The organism is Rhodococcoides kyotonense, from assembly GCF_900188125.1.
Taxonomy (GTDB): Bacteria; Actinomycetota; Actinomycetes; order Mycobacteriales; family Mycobacteriaceae; genus Rhodococcoides; species Rhodococcoides kyotonense.
Genome location: NZ_FZOW01000016.1, coordinates 45,532 through 68,749 on the forward strand (window position 1 = coordinate 45,532; position 23,218 = coordinate 68,749).

Consider the following 23,218-nt stretch of genomic DNA (forward strand, 5'->3'; position numbering starts at 1 on the left):
GCACCACGGTAACTGCTTGTGAACGAATGAACAAAGTCGCTGGATCCGTGCTAGAGGTGCCCTCACCTGCAAAGCGAGAGCAATCACACGTTCTTAGGGTGCCCTTTTGCTGCCAGATCGGCGCGCAGTCGAGGCTCGTCGACCTCCCAATAACTGTGCTCACGACCGTCGAGAAGGACCACCGGAACACGGTCGCCGTATTCGGCGCGCAGGTCAGGGCTGGTAGCTGCGGCTTCGTCGACGTCGATGCTGGTCGGGACCACCCCGTGCTCGGCGCACACCGACGTCAGAACCTTCAGTGCGGCAGCGCAGGAGTAGCAGCCTGCACGGGTGAGAAGAACCACGGAGGTCGAGGCGGAATCCATGCCTCCACTGTCCCACCGACATGCACGGAGACGAACGTCACACCCGCCTCCCGAGCGGCCGGGCCGTCGACTCGGCGGGACGCGCGGTCGGTGACGGTGCCACGGTCTAGGGTTGTGGGTAGCGTTCGAGCAGGGAGGTACGCCGAAGATGATCGACGGGGGTTCCGAGACGCCTGACATCGACAAGCCCGATGCAGAGACGTCCGAGGCAGCTACATCAGCGGACAAAGCGACACCGCAGGAGACAGCAGCATCACCGGAGACCGCAGCCGCGGTCGATCTGCCTGTTTCCGAGGTGTCCGATGCCGACATGCTCGAGACGACCGATCCCGAGACCGACAAGCGTCGCAAGCGCCGGTTCCGCAACCCTCTCGGCCCGACGGACGCGCAGGTGCGCGCCAGTGTCGCGGGTGAGGCGAGCGCCGACGCCGCCATCGCTCTGCAGATCGAGGGCAGCAGTTCGGTTCCGCTCGACCTGACCGCTGCCGCGTTCTTCGACGTCGACAACACGATGGTCCAAGGCGCGTCCATCATTCACTTCGCTCGCGGACTCGCGGCACGCAAATACTTCACGAGTGGCGACTTGGCCCAATTCGCTTGGCAGCAAATCAAATTCAGAGTCAGCGGCAAGGAGAACAGCGACGACGTCGCCAGCGGTCGCGAGAAGGCGCTGTCGTTCATCACCGGTCGGCCCACTGCCGAACTCGCCCGGCTCGGCGAGGAAATCTACGACGAGCTCATCGCAGACAAGATCTGGCCCGGCACCGCAGCTCTCGCGCAGATGCACCTCGACGCGGGCCAGCAGGTCTGGCTGGTCACCGCCACGCCGCTCGAACTGGCGCAGATCATCGCCGAGCGACTGGGCCTGACGGGTGCACTGGGCACCGTCGCGGAGAGCAAGGACGGAATCTTCACCGGCCGGCTCGTCGGCGACATCCTGCATGGGCAGGGCAAAGCGCACGCCGTCCGCACGCTCGCGGTCCGCGAAGGTCTGAACCTCAAGCGCTGTACGGCGTACTCGGACAGCCACAACGACGTCCCCATGCTGTCGCTCGTCGGCACCGCCGTCGCGGTCAATCCCGACGCGGACCTCCGTGAGCTGGCCAAGAACCGCGGCTGGGAGATCCGGGATTTCCGCACCGGACGTAAAGCGGCGAAGATCGGGGTCCCGACGGCACTCGCACTCGGCGCAGTCGGCGGTGGGCTCGCGGCGGTCCTCGGTCGTCGGAAAGCGGCCTAGTCCCTCCCCCACACAGGCCCTGGGGAGCCGTCAGAGTGTCAACTGCATCAGCGTCAGATCCAGCCACCGGTCGAACTTGATACCGACCTCCGGCATCTCCCCGACCGTCACGAAGCCGAACTTCTCGTGCAGCGCGATGGACGTGGTGTTCAGCGATTCGATGACCCCGACGAGCGCGTGAACCTCGGCGCCCCGGGCACGCTCGATGAGCTCCGTCAGCAACGCGCTCGCAATGCCACGGCGATGAAAACCGTTGTGCACGTAGACCGAATGCTCCATCGTGAGCCGATAGCCGCTCTTCGGCCGCCACTGCGAGTACGACGCGTATCCGGCGACATTGCCGTCGACGACCGCCGTGAGGACGGGGTATCCGGCGCGGAGTCGCCCGTCGAGCCACTCCATTCGCTCGTCGAGCCCGACCTCGGTTTCGTCCCAGATGGCCGTGGTGTTTCTGATGGCGTCGTTGTGAATCTCGAGGATCGACGGTAGGTCTTCGGTGACGGTGTCGCGAATCAGCACCGGGACAACACTACTGCCAGCCCAGGCTCGTGCTCATCCCAAGAAAACGTTTCGGCGCTTGGCGAGCAACCGGTACAGCGTGTGCTGGATGGTCTCGCGGACGTGGTCGGTGAGCTCGAACAACACCATCGGGTCCTCGGAGGCCTGCGCGTCGTAGGAATCCGTGTAGATCGGCTTGCCGAATTCGATGTACCACTTCGACGGTAGCGGAATCAGCCCGAGTGGCCCGAGGTGCGGGAAGAACGGCGTCACCGGAAAGTACGGCATGCCCATCAGCCGCGCGAGCGGGGTGATGTCACCGATCTTGGGATAGATCTCCTCGGATCCGACGATCGAGCACGGCACGATCGGAGCACCTGTACGCAGCGCCGCCGAGACGAATCCGCCGCGGCCGAAACGCTGCAACTTGTAGCGCTCGCTGAACGGTTTGCCGATCCCCTTGAACCCCTCCGGGAACACGGCGGCGACCTCACCCATACGCAGCAGACGTTCGGCGTCGGGATTGCACGCGAGCGTATGGCCGGCCTTACGAGCGATGGTTCCGACGCCAGGCATCTCGAATGCCATGTCCGCGGCCAACATTCGCAACGGGCGTTTCTTCGGATGGTGATCACGGACGGCAACCGACGTCATGAGGGCGTCGATCGGGATGACGCCCGCGTGATTGGCGACGACGAGCGCTCCCCCGTCGTCGGGGATGTTCTCGATGCCTTTGACCTCGACCCGGAACCACTTGTCGAACAGCGGCCGGAGCATCGGGAGCCACACGGCGTCCGCGAAGTGCGGGTCGTAGCCGAACTCGTCGACCGTGTAGTCACCGGCCAGTCGCCGACGGGCGAACTCGGCTGTCCGGGCGATCTGGTCGACCAACTTGTCCTTGACGGCATCGATCGGCGACGGGTCGGCGGTGTGGTGTTCGACGGGCGCAGCCGTCGTCGGGGTGATCAGCGGCGTCGGAGGCAGCGGCTCGGTGTACGACGACGGGTGTCTACTGCGCCCCTGGTCCAGATGCCGACTGGGATCGGCATGAGCGGAGGAACGCACGGATCTTCCCGACCCACCGCCGTGCAGTGGAATCACCTTGGCCACGTCGGTCACCCCTCCCGTCCCGAGTCCGTTGCGGCCAGAGCTCTACGCGACACTGCAGCCCCTGCATCGACGGCCGACAGCAGACGCTTCTCCACCGAGTCGACCCAGTCGACCCCGAGCACGGGCCGCAGCGCAGCGCCTCGCACGAAGTCGTCGAATGCCTGCACGGTAGTCCACCGAGGCTCGAATCCGAGGTCGGATCGCATACGAGTGGTGTCGAGGCCGCACCCGAAGTGGAAGTAGTCGAGTTGCTCGGTGGTGAATTCGCGCATCATGCCGCCCATCAATGCCCGTCCGACGCTCTTGAACATCGCGAACGGTACCGGCACTTCGATGCGCCCCGCACGACGAATGGCTTGCGACAGCATGATCGTGCCGTCGGCTCCGACGTTGAACGTGCCTGCCGGGCCACTGACGGTTGCACGCTCGAGCGCGGCAAGCGCGTCCTCCTCGTGCAGCAGCTGCATGCGTGCGTCGCGGCCGATGATGCTCGGAATGACGGGAGACGTCATGTAGCGAGAGATGGTGCCGTTGAGCCTCGGCCCGATCAGCGGTGCCATACGCAGGATCGACACGGCGATATCCGGTCGACGTCGTCCGAGTCCGCGGATGTATCCCTCGATGTCGATGGTGTCGCGCGCGAACGCACCGGAGGGAGGGCGTCGCGCACTCATCTCTTCGGTGAACTTGACCGGATCCTTGGCGCTGCATCCGTACACGGACGACGACGACCGAAGAACCACCTTCTGCACCGTCGGCGATTTCTGGCACACAGCGAACAGCTGCATGGCCCCGATGACGTTGAGGTCCTTCATCGTCGCGCGGCCACCGGACTTGGGCGGTTTGGTGATGGTCGCCGCGTGCACGACCGTGTCGACCGACGCGTTCCGGATGACCTTGCCGATGAGCGGATTGCGGATGTCCGCGCGAACGAATTCCGCCCGGCCCATGCGTCGTAGAAGATCTTTGCTGGGCGAGCGGGCGTCGACGGCGATCACTCGCTCGATCGACGGATTCTGCGCGAGACGAGTGACCAGATAACCACCGAGGAATCGACTCGCCCCCGTGACAAGGGCCACTTTCGGCGCTGCTACGCCACGATCGATCGAGTTCACCGACACCCCCGTTCGTTGCCGCGACTGCGTCTTACGGACGTTCCGCAGGCTGCACTCTCAGCAGCCTACTGGAATACCGAGAAGATGCGAGCGGTCGAGAAAAGGCACTCTGTGCAGGAAAAACGCATGTCAGGACAACAAGACCGGTGAGGGCTTTACACAACAGAAAAGCCCGTCACCTGACGATGACGGGCTCTTCTACGAAGCTTTACTTACCGAGTTTCCTACGCTGCACTCGCGTACGACGAAGCAACTTGCGGTGCTTCTTCTTCGACATGCGCTTGCGACGCTTCTTGATCACTGAACCCATGGCGGGTGTCCCTCACGTTCTTCTCTAGCGTTTCGCGCACGCGATGTTGCGTACGCCTACCTGGCGCCTCGAACTCTGTTCCGGCCAACCATCGACCGACACAGAGCCGTCGATCCCCAAGCTGGCGCTCGGGCCTCGTTGTTCGCGGCCCGATGCAACGGCAGCCACTGGCACGACAGTTGTCGAGCTTACCGGTGAACGTGTCGATCCACGAAACCGGCCCGACTTCCATCCGCCAGCGTCAGCGCTCGTCAGCCCGCGTCGAAGTACGACGTCTCCAGGTAGTCGTGCACCGCCTTGGCGTGCACACGAAACGACCTACCCACGCGTACTGCGGGCAGTTCTCCGCTGTGTACCAGGCGGTACACAGTCATTTTCGACACCCTCATCAGTGTTGCCACTTCGGCCACTGTGAGGAATTGCGTTCCAGCTACGGCTGGTTGACCATCCGAGGACGAAGCCTTGGACGGCTTGTTTGCAGGCGCCATCAATCCACATACCTCCGGCACGTCTCGCGCGGCAGGCTTCCCCTCCTGCCGAACAGACACGCACGTGCTACCTGTGAGCTTAACGTGACACATGGGGTTGTTGCGACGGGTGTAGGTCATCGAATTTTTATTCTGCTGTGATGCCCATCTCAGTCGATCGGTCCTTGGCGGCACTCAGAGCATGGAAAAACGCTGCTCGGAGGCCATTGGACTCCAATTCTCGGACTGCTGCGGCCGTCGTGCCTCCGGGCGATGTGACGGCATATCGGAGTTCCGTCGGCGTTTCGTCCGAACGATCGAGCATCGCAGCCGACCCGACCATCGTCTGAACCACGAGCGCCGACGCGACATCCCTGGACAATCCGAGCCCGACTCCCGCGTCGACCATGGCCTCGGCGACGAGGAAGAAGTAGGCCGGTCCCGAGCCCGAGACGGCGGTGACGGCGTCGAGCTGATTCTCCTTGACCGTCACGACCTTGCCGACGCTCGACAGGATCGTCCGGACGAGTTCGAGGTGTTCGGCTTTCGCGTAGCGTCCGGGCGCCAGAACGCTGACACCCTCGCCGACGAGCATCGGCGTGTTGGGCATGACACGGATGACGGGGAACCCCGCAGGCAGCTTCGGCTCGAACTTCGCAGTGGGAACACCGGCGATCAACGACACGATCAACTGCTCGCGCTCGCCGTCCAGATCCGTCTTCGCGATCTCGGTGACGACCGATTCCGCGTCGCCCGGCTTGACCGCGAGGACGATGACGTCGGCGTTCTCCGACGCCTCGGAGATGGACGTCGTCAGGATTCCGTACGTCGACGCCAGCTCCGCTGCCCGCGATTCGAACTTCTCGGCCACCACCAGGTCACGAACCGCATGACCCGATTCGAGGAGACCCGCGATCAGCGCCTCGCCGATCCGGCCACCTCCGATTACTGCAATTCTCGTCATGGCGGTAAGCCTAGATTGCGGTACTCAGCGCGGCACCATCGCCAACTGTCGGCTCTGCACGACCACGGCACCCGTCGAATCGAGCACCAGATGGTCTTCCTCGAACCACGTGCCGCCGATGACGGTGCTGCTCGCCGCGACCCGCAACCAACCGGGCGCAGGTGCCTTACGCAGATAGCCCGTCAGCTGAACCGTCGGCGCCCATCCGAACATGCCGCGGTTCATCGTCACGGGCGCGCAGATGTCACCGGTCATCAACGCGAACAGCACGGCAGTGTCGACGTCGGCCTCGTCGTCGGGATGCGGCCGTACCCACATCCGAACCTCCGGCTCCCCCTGCTGTCCCGACAGGAAATGCGCCGACGACGGGTCGATGCGCATCTCGCAGCCCTGCGCCACATGCACGATCGACGCCATCGGGTGATCCCCGCCGATCGCCTGGGTCTCGGCGGGTGGCTCGGCAGGCATCGACGCGAGCGACGACGGCACCTCGTGGCGCGGCACGTCGGTGTCCGGACGCCCGAGCGTGACGACGGCCCGGACCGCGACGCGTCCGCCCTGTGTCATCTCGACATCGACGTGACTGACCTGCTTGCCGCGCTTGCGAACGATCGTCGTCAGCTCGACGGCACCGGGGTCGGGCGCGTTGAGGTAGCTGACGCTGACGGCGAGGGGCTGCAGGTCGTCGTCGCTCAGTTGGGCTCGTGCGGCGGCCGCGCAGGTGGCGAGCATCGTTCCACCGTGGACTTTGGGTCCGATCGTCCACGTCGAATCGATGACCGCGCCGAACGCGCCTTCGGTGTCGCTGTGATGGGTCGTCGTGACGGTCGTCGCGGATCGGAACGGGCTGGTCATGTGGCTGGCCTTTCGAGTGCAGAAGCTATGTCTTGATGGGCGAGGCGTCGGAGTGCTGTGATGACGGGTTCGTAGACGGCCGTTCCGATCACCGAGTATTCGACGGCCGCTTCGACGGTGTCCGGCATGAGCGACAGGTCGTAGTCGGCGATGCCGCGCACGTGGCGTCCGTACACCTCCAGCCGCTCGTCGGTCATCGGGATTCCGACTTCCTCGGCTGCTCGCAGAGCTCGGTCGAGCTGTGCGACGGCGACGAACCTGGGGTCGTAGACCTGCCCGAGTTTCTCGAGCGCCGCTTTCGCCAGCGGGTAGTCCTCGGCATCGGCGTCGTCGAGATAGGGCGGCAGCTCGGCGATCGCGCGCCCGAGCGTCTGGAACAGCGACGCCTCCGGGTATTCGATCAGCCGCAGAACCGTTCTGATGCGGTCGATCGGCAGCCCCGCGCCTGCGAGCGCCTTGATGAGAGCCAGGCGCTCGACGTGCTCGTCGCCGTACGTCGACTGCGTCGCGGACGTGGATATGCCTGGCATGAGCAGGCCCTCGCGCAGGTAGTACTTGATCGTCGCAAGTGGGACACCCGACGCGGCGACGAGCTGAGATACGCGCACGCCGACTCCCTCGATTGGATACCTGCAGTATCCAGACCTTACCCCGAGGAAGAATTCAGGTGCTTACGCGCGAACTCCAACGCCTGACCGAGCATCGACGAACGTTCGGTCAGCGTCCGAGCGTTCTGCGTGTTGATCTCGACGACGGCCTGGCCGCGGAAACCTCGTCGAACCAGCTCGGAACACACCTCGGCGCACGGCTGGTCACCGTGGCCGGGAATCAGATGCTCGTCCACCGACGCGCCCCTGCCGTCGGCCAGATGCAGGTGCGCCAGGCCGTCGCCCATGCGGTTCATGAGCTCGACGGCATCGGAACCGGCTGTCGCCGTGTGGGAGAGGTCCAGCGTGTAGTGGGCGTGACCCGAATCGGTCGGATCGTACGACGGCGCGAACGCCGACAGCGCCGCACCCGGCCCGCCGCGCTTACGCAGCCGAGCCGCCGACCCTTCCTTGCGCCCGAAGAAGCGATCTGCACGCATCGGGAACATGTTCTCGACGGCGACGATGACGTCGGACCCCATCTCGAGATCCGCAACCTGGTCGGAAAAGCCGTCGGCGTACTTCTTCTGCCACCGAAAAGGCGGATGTACGACGACGGTCGCAGCCCCCAGCTTCTCGGCGGCCTGCACCGATCGTTCCAACTTCGCGGCAGGATCGGATCCCCAGACGCGCTGGGAGATGAGCAGACACGGCGCATGAATGGCCTGGACCGGAATGCGGTACTTCCGCGACAACGCCGCGACCGCTTCGACGTCCTGACTGACCGACTCCGCCCACACCATCAGCTCGATGCCGTCGTACCCCAATTCGGCAGCGAAGCGGAACGCAGCCTCGGTGTTCTGCGGGTACACCGACGCCGTGGACAGACCGACGACGACCTCGGACGCAGGCATGCAGGCCTTGTCAGCCGGTACTCAATTGGAACGCCAGCGGTCCCAGCGTGACGAACACTCCGACCGCGATAGCGATGACCATGCTGATCATGTCGTCCGTGCGTCTCAGGATGCGCACCACCGCGACGAGTCCGACGATCACCAGTACCGCCAGGATCAACGCGACCCACGGCAACATGTCCCACAGCTTCTCGAAGCCCTTGAACAACAGCGCGCCGACGACGATCGCCACGACGCCCTGACCCGCGAGAACGAGCCACTGCCTGGCGGCATCTTTCTTTGCCGGGGACGCAGGGGCGTCGTCGTGCTCGTCCTTGTCGCCGATCGCGTCGGTGACCTCGGTGACCGCGTCGTCGTCCGCCTGCTTCTCGAGCGAGACCTTGTCGTCGTCCTCGGTCTTCTTCGTGGGCTTGTCGATCGTCGGTAGCGCGCGAGTCACGGGCTTGACCGCGGTCTCCGCCTTCGATTTCACGTGCCCCGAAGACTTCGCGGGTGACTCGGCCGTCGCATCGGTCTTGGCGGTGACCTTTGTTTTGGCTGTGACCTCGGGCTTCGCTGTGACGGCAGTCTTGGCTGTGACGTCGGTCTTGGCTGTGACGTCGGTTTTCGGTTCCGGCTCGCGCTCGGTTCGGCCCCGCTGCACGAAGCCGGTGCTACGCGCCCTCGTGATGGGCACGGGACGCTGGGACGGGACCGAGCCGTACGGGCGACGCTCACTCTCGTCGTGCGCCTTGTTGAGAAGGTCGCCTGCGGCAGTGGTCGAGCCGGACAACAACTCGGGCTCTGGCTGCGCACGCGAACCGAAGGACGACGACTTGGGCTCGACCGAAGGCTTGGACTCGACCGAAGGCTTGGGCTCGACCGAGGGCTTGGGCTCGACCGAAGGCTTGGACTCGCCGGGAGTCTTGCGGTCGCCGGGAGTCTTGGGATCGATTGGCGGTTTCGGTGCCGCCGCGGGTTCCGGTTCGATGACGGGGGCCCCGCCTGCCGTCGGCTCATCCCTGACGACGGGAATCTCGCCGGTCAGTTCGGCGACCGAGATGCCGCCCTTCACTCCGCGCCGACGTCGACCACCTGAACTCAGGTTGGCCTTCTGTCCGTTGCGCGCGAGTAGTTCGGCAACGGAAATCTGCCCGGTGTCCTCCGGGTTCGTGTTGTTGTCGGTCACGTCGTGCTCACCACCAGATCGCCGTCCGTTTCGGTGTCCAGCTTCCGCAAAATCAAACCTTCCCTGAGCGCCCACGGGCAGATCTCGATCGTATCGATCGACAAGGCCCGCATGCTCGCTTCCGCTACGAGCGCCCCGGCCACCAATTGCGGTGAGCGGTCGGCGCTGACTCCTTCCAATTCTGCACGGTCTGCAGCAGTCATCCTCGATATGAAGGCTATGAGTTGCCTGAGACCGTTCGCCGTCAACGTGCGCGGGACCCTCGGGCCTGCGGCGGACGGCGCGGCGCCGGTCAGCCTCGCGAGCGAACGGAACGTCTTCGACGTGCCGACCATCCGGTCGGGCTCACCGGCGGCGAGCAACTCCTTGGCCGGCGTCGACAGTTCCGCGTCGAGCCAATCCCGCAGGACGGCGACGCGTCGTTTGCCGGGCGGGTCGGCGTCGAGCCAATCCCTGGTCAGACGGCCTGCGCCGAGCGGAAGCGAGAACGCGACATCCGGATCCTCGTCGCTGCCCGAGGTGAGCTCGAGCGAGCCACCGCCGATGTCGAGGTTCAGAATGCGACCGGCGCTCCAGCCGAACCAGCGTCGAACTGCGAGGAACGTCAATCGCGCCTCGTCGACTCCCGACAGCGTCTGCAACACGACGCCCGTCTCGTTCTTCACTCGGGCGAGAACCGCGTCGCTGTTGTGAGCATCACGTACCGCCGACGTCGCGAAGGCCATCAACTCTTCGCATCCGGACTTCGTGGCGATCGCAGCGAAGTCGGCAACCTCGCCGACCAGGCGTTCTGCACCTGCCGGGGTGATATTGCCGTCGGCGTCGGTGTTCTCGGACAGGCGCAGCGTCGCCTTCGAGGAGCTCATCGGAGTGGGGTGTCCACCACGATGTGCATCCACCACCAGTAGATGCACGGTGTTGCTTCCGACGTCGAGCACCCCTAATCGCACACATCCACGGTACTGGGTCTAGCGTCGTGTCTTGTGACAGCAGGTAGTAAGCAGCAGTTTGCTGCGGAAGTCGACCTGGATTTCCCCCGCGAATGGGTGGAATTCCCCGATCCCGACAACTCCGAACACATCATCGCGGCAGACCTGACATGGCTTCTGTCGAACTGGACCTGTGTGTTCGGCACCCCGGCGTGCCAGGGCACCGTCGCTGGGCGGCCCGACGACGGATGCTGTTCGCACGGAGCCTTTCTGTCCGACGACGACGACAAGAAGAAGCTCGACGAGTCGGTGAAGTTACTCACTGCCGAGGACTGGCAGTTCATGGACAAAGGCCTCGGTAAGAAGGGCTACGTCGAATACGACGACCTCGACGACGAGCAGTCACTGCGTACGCGTCGATACAAGGGCGCGTGCATCTTCCAGAACCGGCCCGGATTCGAAGGCGGCATCGGCTGCGCGCTGCACTCGATGGCGCTGCGGAAGGGGATCGAGCCTCTCGAGGTCAAACCCGACGTCTGCTGGCAGCTGCCGATCCGCCGCACCCAGGACTGGGTGACGCGTCCGGACGGCACCGAGATCCTCAAGACGACGATCGGCGAATACGACCGTCGCGGCTGGGGAGAAGGTGGCCACGACCTGTCCTGGTACTGCTCAGGCTCTCCCGACGCGCACGTCGGCAGCAAGCAGGTGTTCGAGTCTTACAAGCCCGAGCTGACCGAGCTACTCGGCAAGCCTGCGTACGACGAGCTGGCGTCGTTGTGCAAGCGGCGCCGCGGCCTCGGGCTCATCGCGGTGCATCCGGCGACGCGAGAGGCGCAGCGAACCAAGTAGGGGGCCTTCGGCCCATGTGCGCGGAAATACATAGCCCGCTATGTATTTCCGCGCACATAGAGCACTACGGCACAATGACCGCGCGGCCGCGGATCTTGCCTGCGTGCAAGTTTTCGTAGGCCTGCGGCGCCTCGTCGAGCGAGTACTTCTCGACGTGGATTTCGATCGCGCCGCGCTTGGCCAGCTCGACGACCTCGATCAGCTCGGCCCGAGATCCCCAGTTGATAGCGCGGCCCGTGACGTCGAGCGGGACCGTCCGCTGCCCGATGGGCACGGCACCGCTTGCCACGCCGATGACGACGACATGCCCCGCCGTCGCAACCATCCCTGCCGCGAGATCGGCCGTCGGCTGGATGCCGACGAAGTCGAACACGACGTCGGCTCCAAGCCCGCGGGTGATCTCCTTGACCGAATCGACCGCGGCCGGCTCGGACTTGAACGTGTGGTCGGCTCCGACCTTGCGCGCGAATTCGAGCTGCTCGTCACCGAGATCGAGAGCGACGACGGTCGCCTGCGTCAGCGCCTTGAGAATCTGAATCGCGACATGCCCTAGCCCACCTGCACCGATCACGACGGCCGTCGTGCCGGGAGTCAGCTTCGGCAGTGCCGACTTCACAGCGCGGTACGGCGTCAGACCTGCGTCGGTGAGAGACACGCTCGTCACGGAGTCGAGGTCACCGAGCGGGACAAGGTGCCGGGCGTCGTCGACGATCATGAACTCGGCCATGCCGCCGTCACTGAAGATGCCGGGCGCCCGCATCCCCTTCTCGCAGTTCATCTCGTTGCCCTGTGCGCACTGGTAACAGCGGCCACATCCCCACGGCCCGTAGACGAGCACGGATTCGCCGACCTCGACGCCGGTGACACCGTCGCCGACTGCTTCCACGACACCCGCGACCTCATGGCCGAGCGTGAGCGGCAGGGGCTTGAAGTAGTACTCCTCTTCGGAGACGCCCATGATGAACTCGTCGGAGTGACACGCACCCGCAGCTGTCACGCGGAGCAGGATCTCCGATGCCGATGGGGTGGGTGTGTCGATCTCGACCAGCTCGGGCCGGGATCCGATCGTGCGGTACTGCAAGGCTTTCATCGAGAAACTTCCTTCGTCGTATTCATAGATAGCAATACTTGAAGTTTAAACCTTGCAGTGGGGCGGCTGCGCCGCCACGTGAGTGAAAATGTGTAGCGGGCTACACATTTTCACTCACAACGGTTATCCCTCGAGCTTGTAGCCCAATCCGCGAACCGTGACGAGGTGCTCGGGCTTGGCCGGGTCGGACTCGATCTTCGACCGCAGACGCTTGACGTGCACGTCGAGGGTCTTGGTGTCGCCGACATAATCGGCGCCCCACACCCGATCGATCAGCTGACCACGCGTCAGCACCCGACCGGAGTTGCGCAGCAGGTACTCGAGCAGGTCGAATTCCTTGAGCGGCAACGTGATCTGCTCGTTGTTCACCATCACCACGTGGCGTTCGACGTCCATGCGCACGGGCCCCGCCTCGAGCACTCCGGTGTCCGCGGCGCCGTCGATGTCGGCGTCGCTGCCGCGTCGGAGCACCGCGCGAATGCGAGCGATCAGTTCACGGGCCGAGTACGGCTTCGTGACGTAGTCGTCGGCACCCAGTTCCAGGCCGACGACCTTGTCGATCTCGCTGTCGCGCGCGGTCACCATGATGACCGGAACTCCCGAGCGCGCACGCAACTGCTTGCACACGTCGGTACCGCTCATGCCGGGAAGCATGAGGTCGAGCAGGACGATGTCGGCGCCTGCCCGGTCGAACTCCGCGAGCGCCGACGGGCCGTCACCGGCGACCGTGGCCTCGAAACCCTCCTTGCGGAGCAGGAAGGCCAATGGATCGGCCAACGATTCCTCGTCCTCGACGATCAGCACGTTGGTCACTGTTTCTCACTTTCCGTCGACCCGGGGTCGTCTTCTTCGAAATAGGCGGGGATCTGCAGGGTGAAAGTCGATCCGGTGCCGAGCTTGCTCCACAGCGAGATGCTGCCGTTGTGGTTGGCTGCGACGTGTTTGGCGATGGCGAGGCCGAGGCCCGTCCCGCCGGTTGCCCGCGAACGCGCTTTGTCGACGCGGAAGAATCGTTCGAAGACCCGTTCCTGATCCTCTTTCGCGATGCCGATGCCTCGGTCGGTGACGGCGAACGCGACGAACTGGCCGCGCAACGCCCTGCTGACCGAGACCGGCGACCCGTCGGGCGAGTACGCGATCGCGTTCTGGATGAGGTTCGCGAGCGCCGTCACCAGCAAGGCCTGGTCACCCAGGGCCTCGAGGCCGCTGGGGTGGTCGGTGGTGACGGTGATGCCGGCGTTCTCGGCGGCAAGCTTGGACCTGTCCAGAGCGGCGGCTACGACGCTGTCGACGTCGACGACTTCGAGATCCGGCAACTTCTCGGCACCTTGCAGCCGAGACAGCGCGATCAGCTCGGTCACCATGTTGCCCAGCCGCTTCGATTCCGCGACGACCTTGCCACCGAAATGCCGCACCGATTCCGGGTCGTCGGCGGATTCGAGAAGCGCCTCGGCGAGCAGACTCATCGCGCCGACGGGCGTCTTCAGTTCGTGACTGACATTGGCGACGAAGTCCCGACGCGTCGCTTCCATCCGGACCTGCTCGGAATCGTCGTCGGCGAAGAGGACGACGAACCGACTGTCTTCCTTGCTGAGCAGGCGCGCGACGGCTCGGACGGCGATCTTGTCGCGTCCGGTGCGTGGATTCTTCGCGGTCAGATCGATTTCGACGGATTGCCCGTCGTCGAGGACCTTCTGCGCGGCATCCCACGCCCGGTCGTCGATGAGGCGGTTACGCACGAGGCCCAACTCCTCGGCCCGCGGATTGAACAGGACGACGTCGTGGAACTTGTCGACGACGGCGATCCCGCTCTCCGACGCCAACACGATCAGGTCGAGGACCTGGGACATGGTCAGTCCGGACGATGCTCGTCGCCGTTCCGAGTGTCGCGTGTTGAGGTACGGGATAAGAACACCGCCGACGAGGTATCCACCGAATGCTGCAGACAATGCCAGCAGGACGGCCGATGCAACACTCACACCGGAATCGTACGTTCGATGGACAGCTCACATACGCAGGGTGCAGGCATTTCCCTGGTGGTTACAGCCCTCGTCGACAGTGTTCTTCGTTCGTTCACCTACTGTTTCGGCCTGATGCCTACTTGGCACCCTGATTCGCGACTGCGGCTGCGCCTGCGGCCGCTGCTTCGGGGTCCAGGTATGTTCCGCCGGGGTTGGACGGGACGAGCTTGCCCTCTCCACCCTCGAAGTCGTACCGCAGCGGAATGCCCGTCGGGATGTTCAGCGCGGCGATGTCGGCGTCGGAGATCTCGTCGAGGTACTTCACGAGCGCGCGCAGCGAGTTGCCGTGCGCGGCGACGAGGACGTTCTTCCCCGCCTTCAGTTCGGCGACGATGACCTCTTCGAAGTACGGGATGAGGCGGTCGACGACGTCCTTCAGGCACTCCGTCAGCGGAACGCTGTCGAGATCGGAGTACCGAGTGTCGGCGTCCTGGCTGTATTCGCTGCCTACCTCGATGGCCGGCGGCGGGGTGTCGTAGCTACGACGCCACAGCATGAACTGCTCGTCGCCGTACTTGTCCTTGGTCTCGGCCTTGTTCAAGCCCTGCAGCGCGCCGTAGTGGCGTTCGTTGAGTCGCCAGTCACGGACGACGGGGATCCAGTGGCGATCGGCGGCGTCGAGCGCGAGGTTCGCAGTGCTGATCGCGCGACGCAGCAGCGACGTGTACAACACGTCGGGCAGAACACCGGACTCTGCGAGGAGCTCGCCGGCACGCTTGCCCTCGGCTTCGCCTTTCTCGGTCAGACGGACGTCCACCCAGCCGGTGAACTGGTTCGACGCGTTCCATTCACTCTCGCCGTGGCGGAGCAGAATCAGGGTTCCGATACTCATGCGGCCAGTTTCTCACGCCGGGGTGGGCCGACGCGCAACGAGAACCGCCACCATCACGACCATCACGACGGCCGTCAGTGTGATCGGGATGGGGATGACCGGGTCGAGCAGAACGAGCAGCGCACCGACCGGCACGACCACGTTGACGACGCGGTCCGCGTTGGCCCTGATCGCGACGAACCACACGCCCAGCACGAACACGGCGATCGGCACCGTGACCGTGAACGACGCGGCGACGTCTCCCAGTTCGCTGTGACCGGTGAGCACGTCGATCTCCACTTCGATACCGGCCGAGAACGCGCCTGCTGCAGCGAAGACGAAGTAGTGGACGTACCCATAGGTCAGGGAATTGCCGAACTTCCCGATCGCCCGGTGATGCGGAGGCCAGAAGTAGATCCACCACAGTGACGCCGTAACGACGAGTGTGAGCACCGAGATCGAGATCAGCGGAGCGAGGGCGGTCTCGTCGTGCAGCGCCTCGATGATCGCATTGGCCGACGCCAGCAGACTCTCACCGAGCAGGATCAGCGTGAACAGTCCGTAGCGTTCGGTGATGTGGTGCGGGTGCCACGGCGTCGAACCTCGTCTTTCCGCGATGATCGGAATCGACACCTCGAGTGCCGCGAGAACGACGAATCCGACGACTTCCCACTGGTTCTGCGGCACGAGGAGCCACAGGATCCACAGCACCTGGACGCCTGCGATTCCGAATGCATACGTCAGAGCGGTCCGCTTGTGCTCCGGGGATCTCGACGCTCGAAGCCACTGCGCCACCATCGCGATACGCATGACGACGTATCCGATCACCAGGATCGTGTAATCCCTGTCCGTGAACGCCGGCTCGATACCCGCCGCCAGGACCAGCACGCCCGCCATCTGCAGCACCGTGAGTACGCGGTAGAGCCAGTCGTCGGTGTCGAACGACGTCGCGAACCACGTGAAATTCATCCACGCCCACCAGATTCCGAAGAACACCATCAGGTAGCTGACGAGTCCGTCGGCGATGTGGTTCTCGCTCAACGCATGATGCAACTGCACCGCGGCGATACTGACCGCGACGACGAACACGAGGTCGAAGAACAACTCCAGCGGACTCGCGGCCCGATGCGGCTCCTGCGGGTCCCGCGGGCGCATCGACACGAGGCGGAACGACGTGGTCGGTAGGTTCACGGGTAGGACGATAAATCACCGACGCCGAATGCCGCTGCCGGAGAATGGTTTTCCGGACATTTCGGGCGCCGGCGACATTTCGCGCGACTAGCCAACTGGCGGATACCCCAACGTCCGACGCCTTATCCTGTCGTCACCAATTGCGAAGACGTAACCACCAGCTGGGCGACACGCCATCCGCACTATCGCCGACTGATGGCGAAGAAACAACTCGATCATTGCCGGGGCCGTCAGGCCTGCGCGACTCAGTCCGAACAAGCGAGCATTATTCATCCAAATTGCCTGCGCTTCCGCAGGATTGGAAGCAATCGTCAAGTCCTTCGCCAGAAGGACCTCGCCACGAGCAGTTGCATCCCGAATCCATTCGGTATCCGAAATCTTCTGTGAAGCTCCGGTGCCATAGCGTTCGTCCATCGTGGTAATTGCCCATCCCGCTGCGCGGAGTGCGCTAGGGACCAGCCTCGAACCCAACCCTCGATCACAGAAGAACGCCAACTGCGAAAGGTCGGCGTCCACGGGCTCAGGCCGCGGCGATCACAGCGCGGACGGTTTCTGACGACAAGTCATAGTCGAAAGCCACATCGGAGATCGATTCCCCCGCCTTCACCCTCGACAGCACATCTGCGACCCGAACACCACGTCTAGTGATGGTCGGCTGCCCGGAATTGATCTGGGGATCGACCGATACCCCCGCCGAACCATATTTCGGCAATCCAAACCTGGCGACAAGGCCGCCATCGAAGGTGATCGTCTGCAGATAGTCCGAAACCACATCATTGAACACTCGTTGCTGGTTCCGTACGACGACCAAACCTGCGACTGCGTCGGCGCCTTCATCGCCCGACTGTCCGAAGTCGTAGAGTACTTCCGCCCCATCGGTTACCAATCGTTCGGAAGCAAGAGCAACATCGAGATCGATCTCTCTAGTCAGCCGCTCGACCGCGGGCCTTATGCGTTGCATCGGGACTCCGGCCGAACGGAACGCAGCGAGAACGTAAGCCTCGGCGAGCCCTATGAACGGAACCGTTCGTCCGCGACCGCGGGCGGCTGTCGTGACGAGCGCGGGTGCGTGCCGCCTCCCCGCCAGCGTTTTGAAGTCGTAGCCTTTGGCCCAGTTGGCAAAGGTTGCTGTCGGCACATCGAGAATGCGTGCAGCGTCCGACAGCGTGTACAGAGCAAGGCTCTCCACATCAGGCACCGCAATCGTCGACATGCGCGCATGATACCGGGTCGGTCCGACGGTTGGCTCGATCGCCGCTGATCAGAACTAAGAAGTGCCTTAAGCTGGGGACATGCCAGAAGCTGGAATGGAAGATTCGAGTCATCGGTCAGCGACCGACACGACTGACTCAGTCGACCCACGTAACGACGCCACGGCTCTGCCTGACCCGATCGAGGGACCGTACTTGTCGGGTGAACTGACCGCGATGCGTGAAGCCGAGCGCTTCTGAACCAGGTCAGGTCGTCCGAAAGTTCGGTAAATGCCGGCCGATATACCCAACGTAGATTCGTCCGGTTCCGGAAGCGTCGTTGTGATAGTGCAAGCGCGGACTGACGCTGCCGTACTTCGCGATTCGCACGTGTGCGCCCATGAACACCGTGCCCGCTGGGTCGACAACTTTCGGCACAGGCAGTATGCGGGGCGGACCGAAAAGTGGATGGTTCTGGGTCGCTTTCGTCTCGCCGCTTGCGTGGCTACCCGGGGTGATTACTGCGCATCCCGCAGGCACGTCATTGATGTAATCGTCCACGCTGCCATCGAACTCACCGGATGAGCGCAGTCGACAGTAATCGTTCAGCCCGCGCAACGCGCTCCACGTACGGATCGACCATTCCAGAAGGCCGTGCTCGTCCAGCTCGAGTGCATACTTCGACTCGCCGGTGAAGCGGACATGTTCGAATTCGCTTACTCGCTCGATCAACTCGGCGAAAGTCGTCGGAGGCTCGTCGGCTGGATTCGTTTCGGGCACCCAAGCCACAGTCCCCGCGCGGTCCAATTTCGCGAGCTCGGAACGGAGATGTCGCAGCTGCTTCTCTGCATCATCGAGGTCGATTCGGGCCGCAGCAAGTTCGTCCTGCCCATCCTGCGCGCGCCGGAGAAACTCGACATTCTGATCTTCCAGATTGCTGCGCTCGTTCTCCAGGCTACGCAGTCTGGTCCTGATCAGATCCAGACTTCGATTGCTGCTCAATGCTTCTGATGCCAGAGCACCGAGTCTGGTCACTGCATCGACCGTCACTTCTGCTGAACCGATCACCGTCGACACCACTGATCTCAACGCGGCGAACACACCTCTCGACGTGGGAGGTTCGGGAGCAGTCGGTGCTTCTGGCGTTTCAGGTTCAGTTGGTGCGGGAGCGAACTCTTCGACCGGAGCGCTGACCTCCACCCGATCGACGATGGTGTCGTCGAGTAGCTGTCGTAGTTTCCGGTCGATCCGGACCAGTTCGTGCGGCAACGGCATGCCGGCGGAATGACGGCAAGCCGACCGTGCTAGCAATCCTCGCAATCGTGATCGCGAGTCTTCGACGATCCGGGCCGTCGTCAGGATGCGGTGCCGCACCCCATCTCGTGGATCGTCGAGTTGCGGATCGGGCAGGAACGTTCGCACCGCCCATTCACGGATGCGGTGAGATGCTGGCAGACGCGCATTCAGTGCGAGCGTCGCCGTCGCATCGAGGACGTACGCACTGGCGATGCCTCGTGTTCCCGCAAGCAGTTTCGATATGAACCCCAGCCAGTCCGCGTGCGGAATGTTGACGTTGTCGTCTGCACCGGCAAGGAAAAGAAATCCGCGTCGGTCCGGATCCATGATTGCGTTGTAGATGTCGTCGACGTCGTCGACTGTTGCGCGGTACGGCTCCGCGGTGAGTCGATACGCCCCGTCGAGGCCTTCGGTGACCTGCAGAATGTTCCGCACCAGTCGTGGCACGCCCGGGGTTTGAGTGTCCGGGCCAGACACATCGGTCCACACCCATCCGGAATTGTTCCGGTCGACGAGGGTTGTCACCTGGGTAATCCAGATGGCCTGGCCTTCGTCCTGGTGGAAGCGCCATCTCTCGACGGTGCTGCCATCTTGACGTTCCTCGCGGACGAGCGAGGCAGTGACACCGTCAGCTATCTCGACGATGCCGGGTCCGACGATCTTGTCTGCGTCCCAGTTCTTTTCCTTACACCACGCGTACAACTGCTCGTGGACACGATCGGATAGGTGGGCGTCACTGTTGACACGAAACAGAGAACGACATCCGAGTTCAGTCGTCTGGGCCACATCCGGTGCCGCTGTCATGCGCTTAGCTGATGTCGAATTCGGACTGGTCGAAACCCAGGGTGCTCGCATTCTCCCGCACTGTTCGGATCAAGGAGTCGTCGAAACCGTTCGAGTTGGAGGCGCTGATCTCGATTCGCACATCGACATTTGTACCCGACAACCCCGACAGATTTGCCAGAATTTCTTGCTGAATCGTCGAGAAGTCTCGTGCCGGGAAGTTGCCGTCGAGCGTGGCGGACCCGAAGTACCGAGTCATCCTGACGGCCTCCGGTTTGCCGCCACCTTTGCCTCCGCCTGTTCCGGTGCCGCCCGGGCCATCACCCGGCCCGTCTTCGCCCGGCTTTTCGCCTGCTTCGCCTGTGACCTTCTGAATGTCGCGGTCACGCTGAGCCTGTGCGAGATCCGGCTTCACCACCAAAGCGTCGTCGGACAGCTGCGGCGTAGCTACGTCGCTGGGTAAGTGAATGTCGAGGTACTCACCTGTTGCTTCGTCGAAGCCCGCTGCGAAACCGAATCCACTGAGCTGCCAGGTGGTGTCGTTGTAGACCGACAGCAGACCGTCGACCAAAGCATCGCGGTTCTTGAGTCGCGCCAAGTACGGGTAGGTGGCATATAGCGCGTACAGAGCACCGACCGAGATGTGCCCAGGTGCCCAGCTCGGCGCCAAGTTCTCACTGGTCAGATCCATCGATATCAGGCTCGATGATCGGGTCATCGACAATTGACTCTTCTCCACCATTCGCGTCACAGTCCGAGCGACGAGGTCGGTGGTGGTTCCACCTGCGTTGAACGTCTCCAAGACATACGACGGTCCACTCGGCTGACTCGCTGCTATAGCCCACGTGAACGTGTCCAGAAGTCGACCGTCCACGACAGTGTTGGCCTTCGTCACACGATCCTGCGCCTGGCGCGTCTGCTGCCCACCGAGACCGAGACCATCCGCATTGTCTTTGACGTACTGCCAGGCCAAGAACTGCCTGACGGCCTCATCCAGTTCCTTTGCTCGGTTGAAATCCACAGCCAGAAAGATCAGCGAGTTCTTGTAACCGCGATTCGCAGTACCTCTGTGTTCCAAGCAGTTTCGAGCCCACTCGAGTGCCGTGCTGGACGTACTGCGCGCTGTGTGAGTGAACTCCGGCGGGACGATGACGAGTCGAGTAGCAGGCTCGTCGGGCACGTCACCAGTCGACGACGGGCATACGTGGATACCAACGAAGCTCTTGTCCTGCGTCGACCGTCGCGCGATCTCGAGCCGTCGTTCTATCTCGGCCCAGACGTCGGCCTTCGGTAGGTTGTCGGCGTGATCGCGAGCTGCACGCGTCGTATTCGCCTGCGTGTCATACCAATAGCGGCCGGCGTCGGTATAGAGGTACGTCGAATTGTTGGCGAGATGATCGAGGGCGGAATGGAAGTTGCCCGGTACGTCACCGGGCATAGCAGTCCCCAGGAAGATGCGTTGCTTGTCGATGCCCTTGTGTGCTGTGTGCAGGGTCGGCGTCGCGTCCATGAAGATGGTCTTGGCCAGACGCCGTGCCACCCTGCGTCGTCCGAGATGCTCGTTCTGTTGATCTATGTTACGGGGCGCCGAGTTCTCGCCGGCGACGTCACTGGTCAGGATGGGCCGCCATCCGTCGTCGAGATACTGGGTGATCTCGGTGATCACCGAATCCGTTTCCAGTGGAATGAGCCCGGGCATGATGAACGGCGCAGCGTCTTCGCTACGCCATAGGGTCCCCACGATCCGGTTCATCATGCGAAGGACACCACGTGTGCGCTGAAAGCGATTCATCGTCGACCAGTCCTCGTACAGACGGTCGAACAGCTCGGGGTGAATGGGGTAGCACTGCTTGATCCGGTCCACGTAGTCCAGATCAGTTGTCTGGCTGGGAAACTCGGAGTGGTACTTACGGTAGTACTCGACCAGAGCTTTCGAGATCGAGCTGATCTTCGCGAGGGTATCGCCGTCTGGTGCGACGAAGATTCGACGTCGAACGATCTCGAAGCTTTCCTGCGGGTTGGCCGGGAGCCAGTGGTCGGCCGTGCGGCCGACGATGGACTTAAGACGTGCAAGTGCCTCGCGCCCGTTCTCACCGCCGACCTCCTCGTCGTTGATCTCGTCGCTGTCGACGCGGTTGTCGTACGACGCAGGAATGGAGATGACGACCTGAATACCCTTGACCGCTTTTGCGGCCTCGGTCAGCGTCTGCGCAAACGTGAACTGAGTGTCGAAGCTGCCGGACGGAAGTTCTTGCGGGGTGATGAGCTGACGCGCGTAGGCGACCCATTCGTCGATGAGAATTACTGCAGGCGAATACAGGTCGAAAAGCTCCCGTAGCGACGCCCCTGGATTCGTCGATGCGCGATCGGATTCTGCGATGACGTCGTACGCATCCTGCCCACCGAGTTGCCAAGCAAGCTCGCCCCACATCGTGCGAATATTCGGTCGCCCGTCTCGCGTGTCCTCGGTTGCGGGTTCCATCTGATTGCCGACGAGGGCAACGCGCCGAACGCCACTGGGCAGCGTGTCCAGTGGTCGCGCCAAAGCCGCAACGTCGTCGGGAAAGTTCCCGCTCTTCAACCCCGACGCGAGGTGCCACAGCGCCAGCATCGAGTGGGTCTTGCCGCCGCCGAAGTTGGTCTGCAGGTTGACGACGGGTGAGGCGTTCATGTCGCCGGACAAACGGGCTACGTTGCGCTGGATGAGGTCTCGCAGACCTTCCGTCAGGTAGGTGCGTTCGAAGAACTGAACGGCGTCCGAGTACTCCCCGGCCTCACCGCCCTCCGCGACGGTGTGGAGATCGGCTGCGAACTCAGCCGCGTTGAAGTTGTCGCTGGCGACGTCGGGGTGCGGGCTGATGACTTCGCGCCACGGCGGCAGGTTGTCAGCCCGGACATCAGCGGTTCCAAGCGTGCGTGCCGCCCGGGTGTCTTCGCGGTCCGACGCAACCCTGCGGAGATCGAGCCGAATCTTGCGTACCTGCTCGGCTTCTGCGGGGGCACCGATGGCCTTGAGGAACAGTTCCGCAGTGTCGAGCGCTCGTTGCGCCTCGTCGTTGGTGAAGGGTTCGAAATGTTGCGCCCGGTTGCGGACGTCTTTCAGCTCCTCGGCGTAGCTCTTTTGGACGCGAGAGAGCTTGGCGTCGAAGGGATACCACCCCTTCTTGATGGCATTCGGGATGTTGTCGGTGAGCATGCGCAGACCGTTCTGCACATCGTCGGCGTTATAAGCCTTGTCCGGCGAAGCGCCCTTCGTCGCATCCTTCGCGCGGAGGAGCTCGATCCATGACTTGTCGCCGAGGTCCGGAGCAAGCGTATTCGCGATGAACGTGTTGAGCGCCGGCCCCAAGAGCCCCAAGGTCTTGTGTACGCGCTCGACATTGTTCACTGCCATAATCCGCACCCCTTCGTTCTGCACAACACATTGTGTAATCACGACTGTAGCCAGGGAAGGTGACATGA

At 63.3% G+C, this 23,218-nt stretch carries 23 protein-coding genes; 2 read left to right on the forward strand and 21 right to left on the reverse strand.

Annotation, left to right across the window (positions count from 1 at the left end; genetic code table 11):
• Positions 1–83 precede the first annotated feature (83 nt).
• A complete protein-coding gene (locus CHB96_RS22855) occupies positions 84–365 on the reverse strand; it encodes a glutaredoxin family protein (RefSeq protein WP_089250596.1) in 282 nt (93 codons plus the stop codon).
• A 310-nt stretch (positions 366–675) separates the two neighbouring features.
• On the opposite strand from CHB96_RS22855, the gene CHB96_RS22860 reads away from it, so the two are divergent.
• Entirely contained in the window at positions 676–1,605 is a 930-nt protein-coding gene (locus CHB96_RS22860) for an HAD family hydrolase (protein ID WP_176444457.1), read from the forward strand.
• Positions 1,606–1,635: 30 nt separating this feature from the next.
• On the opposite strand, the gene CHB96_RS22865 is transcribed toward CHB96_RS22860, so the two are convergent.
• From CHB96_RS22865 to CHB96_RS22915, 11 genes are all read right to left on the reverse strand, one after another.
• A complete protein-coding gene (locus CHB96_RS22865) occupies positions 1,636–2,124 on the reverse strand; it encodes a GNAT family N-acetyltransferase (RefSeq protein ID WP_089250600.1) in 489 nt (162 codons plus the stop codon).
• 33 nt (positions 2,125–2,157) lie between these two features.
• Complete coding sequence (locus CHB96_RS22870) at positions 2,158–3,222, reverse strand: lysophospholipid acyltransferase family protein (protein ID WP_089250602.1); 1,065 nt, start codon at positions 3,220–3,222, stop codon at positions 2,158–2,160.
• Positions 3,219–4,328 carry an NAD-dependent epimerase/dehydratase family protein gene (locus CHB96_RS22875; protein ID WP_176444448.1) on the reverse strand — a complete coding sequence of 370 codons (1,110 nt, stop codon included), beginning with the start codon at positions 4,326–4,328 and terminating at the stop codon, positions 3,219–3,221. The genes CHB96_RS22870 and CHB96_RS22875 overlap by 4 nt, the downstream gene beginning before the upstream one ends.
• A 208-nt stretch (positions 4,329–4,536) precedes the next feature.
• Positions 4,537–4,638 carry a 30S ribosomal protein bS22 gene (locus tag CHB96_RS22880; RefSeq protein ID WP_003402602.1) on the reverse strand — a complete coding sequence of 34 codons (102 nt, stop codon included), beginning with the start codon at positions 4,636–4,638 and terminating at the stop codon, positions 4,537–4,539.
• A 251-nt stretch (positions 4,639–4,889) separates the two neighbouring features.
• A complete protein-coding gene (locus CHB96_RS22885) occupies positions 4,890–5,126 on the reverse strand; it encodes a helix-turn-helix domain-containing protein (RefSeq protein ID WP_089250736.1) in 237 nt (78 codons plus the stop codon).
• A gap of 127 nt (positions 5,127–5,253) precedes the next feature.
• A complete protein-coding gene (proC, locus tag CHB96_RS22890; RefSeq protein ID WP_089250604.1) occupies positions 5,254–6,069 on the reverse strand; it encodes a pyrroline-5-carboxylate reductase in 816 nt (271 codons plus the stop codon).
• Between the two features lie 24 nt (positions 6,070–6,093).
• Positions 6,094–6,924 (reverse strand): thioesterase family protein, encoded by an 831-nt coding sequence (locus tag CHB96_RS22895; RefSeq protein WP_089250606.1) that lies wholly within the window; start codon positions 6,922–6,924, stop codon positions 6,094–6,096.
• The gene (locus tag CHB96_RS22900; RefSeq protein ID WP_089250608.1) at positions 6,921–7,532 is read right to left on the reverse strand and encodes a MerR family transcriptional regulator; all 612 of its coding nucleotides are present in this window, start codon (positions 7,530–7,532) and stop codon (positions 6,921–6,923) included. Before CHB96_RS22900 ends, CHB96_RS22895 begins: the two co-directional genes overlap by 4 nt.
• 38 nt (positions 7,533–7,570) lie before the next feature.
• On the reverse strand, positions 7,571–8,425 hold the full coding sequence (locus tag CHB96_RS22905; protein ID WP_089250610.1) for a sugar phosphate isomerase/epimerase family protein: 855 nt from the start codon (positions 8,423–8,425) through the stop codon (positions 7,571–7,573).
• Positions 8,426–8,435: 10 nt separating this feature from the next.
• On the reverse strand, positions 8,436–9,593 hold the full coding sequence (locus CHB96_RS22910) for an Rv0497 family membrane protein (protein WP_089250612.1): 1,158 nt from the start codon (positions 9,591–9,593) through the stop codon (positions 8,436–8,438).
• A complete protein-coding gene (locus tag CHB96_RS22915) occupies positions 9,590–10,543 on the reverse strand; it encodes a Ppx/GppA family phosphatase (RefSeq protein WP_089250614.1) in 954 nt (317 codons plus the stop codon). The genes CHB96_RS22910 and CHB96_RS22915 overlap by 4 nt, the downstream gene beginning before the upstream one ends.
• A 33-nt stretch (positions 10,544–10,576) precedes the next feature.
• On the opposite strand from CHB96_RS22915, the gene CHB96_RS22920 reads away from it, so the two are divergent.
• Positions 10,577–11,374, forward strand: coding sequence for a DUF3109 family protein (locus CHB96_RS22920; protein ID WP_089250616.1), 798 nt, complete (start codon positions 10,577–10,579; stop codon positions 11,372–11,374).
• A gap of 64 nt (positions 11,375–11,438) precedes the next feature.
• Here the strand turns inward: CHB96_RS22920 and CHB96_RS22925 are convergent, their stop codons facing one another.
• The 9 genes from CHB96_RS22925 to CHB96_RS22960 form a co-directional block, all read right to left on the reverse strand.
• On the reverse strand, positions 11,439–12,464 hold the full coding sequence (locus CHB96_RS22925) for an NAD(P)-dependent alcohol dehydrogenase (RefSeq protein ID WP_089250618.1): 1,026 nt from the start codon (positions 12,462–12,464) through the stop codon (positions 11,439–11,441).
• A 123-nt stretch (positions 12,465–12,587) separates the two neighbouring features.
• The gene (locus tag CHB96_RS22930; RefSeq protein ID WP_089250620.1) at positions 12,588–13,277 is read right to left on the reverse strand and encodes a winged helix-turn-helix domain-containing protein; all 690 of its coding nucleotides are present in this window, start codon (positions 13,275–13,277) and stop codon (positions 12,588–12,590) included.
• Positions 13,274–14,443, reverse strand: a complete 1,170-nt coding sequence (locus CHB96_RS22935; RefSeq protein WP_089250622.1) for a sensor histidine kinase — start codon at positions 14,441–14,443, stop codon at positions 13,274–13,276. The genes CHB96_RS22930 and CHB96_RS22935 overlap by 4 nt, the downstream gene beginning before the upstream one ends.
• A 118-nt stretch (positions 14,444–14,561) precedes the next feature.
• Entirely contained in the window at positions 14,562–15,317 is a 756-nt protein-coding gene (locus tag CHB96_RS22940; protein WP_089250624.1) for a phosphoglyceromutase, read from the reverse strand.
• Between the two features lie 12 nt (positions 15,318–15,329).
• Entirely contained in the window at positions 15,330–16,451 is a 1,122-nt protein-coding gene (locus CHB96_RS22945; protein WP_089250738.1) for a low temperature requirement protein A, read from the reverse strand.
• Positions 16,452–16,574: 123 nt separating this feature from the next.
• Entirely contained in the window at positions 16,575–17,003 is a 429-nt protein-coding gene (locus tag CHB96_RS30430; protein WP_176444449.1) for a PIN-like domain-containing protein, read from the reverse strand.
• 4 nt (positions 17,004–17,007) lie between these two features.
• The gene (locus CHB96_RS22950; RefSeq protein WP_089250626.1) at positions 17,008–17,700 is read right to left on the reverse strand and encodes a DUF433 domain-containing protein; all 693 of its coding nucleotides are present in this window, start codon (positions 17,698–17,700) and stop codon (positions 17,008–17,010) included.
• Positions 17,701–17,944: 244 nt separating this feature from the next.
• Entirely contained in the window at positions 17,945–19,777 is a 1,833-nt protein-coding gene (locus CHB96_RS22955; protein ID WP_089250628.1) for a hypothetical protein, read from the reverse strand.
• A gap of 4 nt (positions 19,778–19,781) precedes the next feature.
• On the reverse strand, positions 19,782–23,150 hold the full coding sequence (locus CHB96_RS22960) for a DUF499 family protein (RefSeq protein WP_089250630.1): 3,369 nt from the start codon (positions 23,148–23,150) through the stop codon (positions 19,782–19,784).
• Positions 23,151–23,218 lie beyond the last annotated feature (68 nt).